The organism is Mesorhizobium sp. M7A.F.Ca.CA.001.08.2.1 (genome assembly GCF_003998455.1).
GTDB lineage: Bacteria > Pseudomonadota > Alphaproteobacteria > Rhizobiales > Rhizobiaceae > Mesorhizobium > Mesorhizobium ciceri.
This window is the reverse complement of sequence record NZ_RZPW01000829.1, coordinates 1-2,606: the sequence shown is the minus strand read 5'-3', so window position 1 is coordinate 2,606 and position 2,606 is coordinate 1. Positions and strand designations below refer to the sequence as shown.

The 2,606-nt window shown below is 62.9% G+C and carries 3 protein-coding genes and 1 pseudogene; all 4 read right to left on the bottom strand.

The window, feature by feature from the left end:
- A partial coding sequence (tsf, locus tag EN914_RS31645) for a translation elongation factor Ts (protein WP_127389512.1) occupies nucleotides 1-720 on the bottom strand: 720 nt, incomplete at its 3' end.
- 109 nt (nucleotides 721-829) lie between these two features.
- Nucleotides 830-1,618, bottom strand: a complete 789-nt coding sequence (gene rpsB / locus EN914_RS31640) for a 30S ribosomal protein S2 (protein ID WP_013531765.1) — start codon at nucleotides 1,616-1,618, stop codon at nucleotides 830-832.
- 202 nt (nucleotides 1,619-1,820) lie between these two features.
- Nucleotides 1,821-2,099, bottom strand: coding sequence for a DUF4031 domain-containing protein (locus EN914_RS31635; RefSeq protein WP_013531766.1), 279 nt, complete (start codon nucleotides 2,097-2,099; stop codon nucleotides 1,821-1,823).
- A gap of 58 nt (nucleotides 2,100-2,157) precedes the next feature.
- A pseudogene (locus tag EN914_RS31630) lies at nucleotides 2,158-2,606 on the bottom strand (hypothetical protein); the annotation flags it as partial.

The following is a 2,606-nucleotide window of genomic DNA, read 5'->3' as shown; positions in this document are numbered from 1 at the left end:
CTTGCGTAGGCGGCCTTCGACCATCTTTTCGATGATCGCTTCCGGCTTGCCGGACTGGCGCGCCTGATCGGCGAAGATCGCCTTCTCGCGCTCGACCGCAGCCGGATCGATCTGCTCGGCCGTCAGCGCCAGCGGGTTGGTGGCGGCGACATGCATGGCAACCTGGCGGCCAAAGGCGTTGGCGGCATGCTCATTGCCCGTGGTCTCGATCGCGACCAGAACGCCGAGCTTGCCAAGACCATCGGCAACTGCGTTGTGGACGTAGGTGGCGACAGCACCGTGCGGGACGGTGAGCTTGGCCGAGCGGCGGAAGCCCATGTTTTCGCCGATGGTGCCGACAGCGTCCTTGATGGTGTCGGCAACCGACTTGTCGGAACCTGGATACTTTGCGGCGGCCACAGCCTCCGTCGTGCCGTAGGCCAGCGCAACCTTGGCAACATTGGCGACGATTTCCTGAAACGCGGCGTTGCGGGCAACGAAGTCGGTCTCGGAATTGACTTCCACGACGGCAGCCTCGCGCACGCCGTTGTCGACGCCGATCAGGCCCTCAGCCGCGGTGCGGCCAGCCTTCTTGTCAGCCTTGGAGATACCCTTCTTGCGCAGCCAGTCGACGGCCTCTTCCATGTTGCCGTTGGTCTCGGTCAACGCCGCCTTGCAATCCATCATGCCCGCGCCGGTCAAGTCGCGGAGTTCTTTGACCTGTGCAGCCGAAATGCTCATTGTCGCCTCTTTGTTTTAAATGCACCGACGCACCATCGGTATTCGATGGTGCGTCTGTTTAGCGTGCCAGAATATGAGAAAGATGAAGGCCGCAACCGGCCTTCGATTATCAAGCTTCCGGAGCGTCTGCAGCCGGGGCCGGAGCCGGGTCGAGCGCCGGTTCGACGGGAGCTTCGATCGAAGCGCCGATGTCGACGCCGAGCGCGCCCTGCTGACGGGCGATGCCGTCGATCGCAGCCTTGGCGATCAGATCGCAATAGAGCTGGATGGCGCGGGCCGCGTCGTCATTGCCGGGGATCGGGAAGTCGATCTTGTCCGGATCGCAGTTCGAATCGATGATGGCGACGACCGGAATGCCGAGGCGCTTGGCCTCGAGAATGGCGATCGCTTCCTTGTTGGTGTCGATCACGAACATCAGGTCGGGCGTCGAGCCCATGTCCTTGATGCCGCCCAGCGCCTTGTCGAGCTTCTCGCGCTCGCGGTCGAGGTTCAGGCGTTCCTTCTTGGTCAACCCTTGCGCCTCGCCGGCCAGCATCTCGTCGAGCTTGCGCAGGCGCTGGATCGAATTCGAGATCGTCTTCCAGTTGGTCAGCATGCCGCCGAGCCAACGCGAGTTGACGTAGTACTGGGCCGAACGCTGTGCCGCATCGGCGACGATGTCGGACGCCTGGCGCTTGGTGCCGACGAACAGCACGCGGCCGCCCTTGGCGACGGTGTCGGAAACCTGCTTCAGCGCCTGGTGCAGCAAAGGCACCGTCTGCGAGAGGTCGATGATGTGGATGTTGTTGCGGGCGCCATAGATGTAGGGCGCCATTTTCGGGTTCCAGCGATGGGTCTGGTGGCCGAAGTGAATGCCAGCTTCCAAAAGCTGGCGCATGCTGAAATCAGGCAGTGCCATTCAAAGTTCCTTTCCGGTTAGCCTCCACGGACACAGGCATTTTTGGACTTTGTCCTCGAACGCCACCGGAGGTTTCAGCCGGATTTCTCCCGGGCAGACACCAAAGTCCGTGTGTGGAATGAGCGCGCATATAGAGGGGATGCGCGATAAACGCAAGGGCCGCGGGACCTGTGTGCGGCGTGCGACGATCCGCGCGCTGCCGTCAGCGCTTTATCTTGCCGTTCGGCACCCGCACCCGCCGGAAGACCGCGACGATCTCCTCGCGGCTGCATTCGATGGCGCCGAGCCGCACCGCACGGTCACGCTCGAAGCCGGTTATGTCGTAATGCGGCGCCGATGTCTTGGGCGGCCCCTGGTAGGATGAGCGCTTGACGCCAAGATGCGCGGCAAAGCGATGCAACTCGTCGGTGTCGTCGGCCAACAGATGGCACCAGCGATGGCCGGCCCAGTTCCAGATCGCTGCGTCGACATAGGCTGCCATAAAGCTTGCTGTCTGCCTTCCATCCGTCACGACAGTCGGCCACATGGCCCGGCTGATGTCAGTGACGATAGAATGGATTCGGATAGAAAATGAAGCCGCCATTGGCTGCAAGCTCGGCGACGATGTTGGTGACTGTATCCTGCATGCGGCGGTGCAGATCGGCAACCGCATCGTCGATCGAGCCCGTATGCTCATGCAAGCCCAGTGCCTCCGGCACCCGGATGTGGGCGCAACGCGGCCCGGCTGGCTGCGGAACGAACCGGTTCATCGTGTCGCGCAGCCCGCCCCGACAATAGTCGTTGCGGATCCGCTTCAGATGTTCGGCGATCTCCTCCTGGCCAATGCGCGGATTGGCGCAGGCCCAGGGTCCGACGCGTTGCAGCCTCTGAACTCTATCGACGAGCGCGCGGACCTGCCTTTGCCGTTCGGCATCGCCAGTGTTTTCGCGCTGCCAGCGGCGCGCCCGCCGCAGAAGCTCGGTGATGTCGGCGACATCAATGTCGGCTG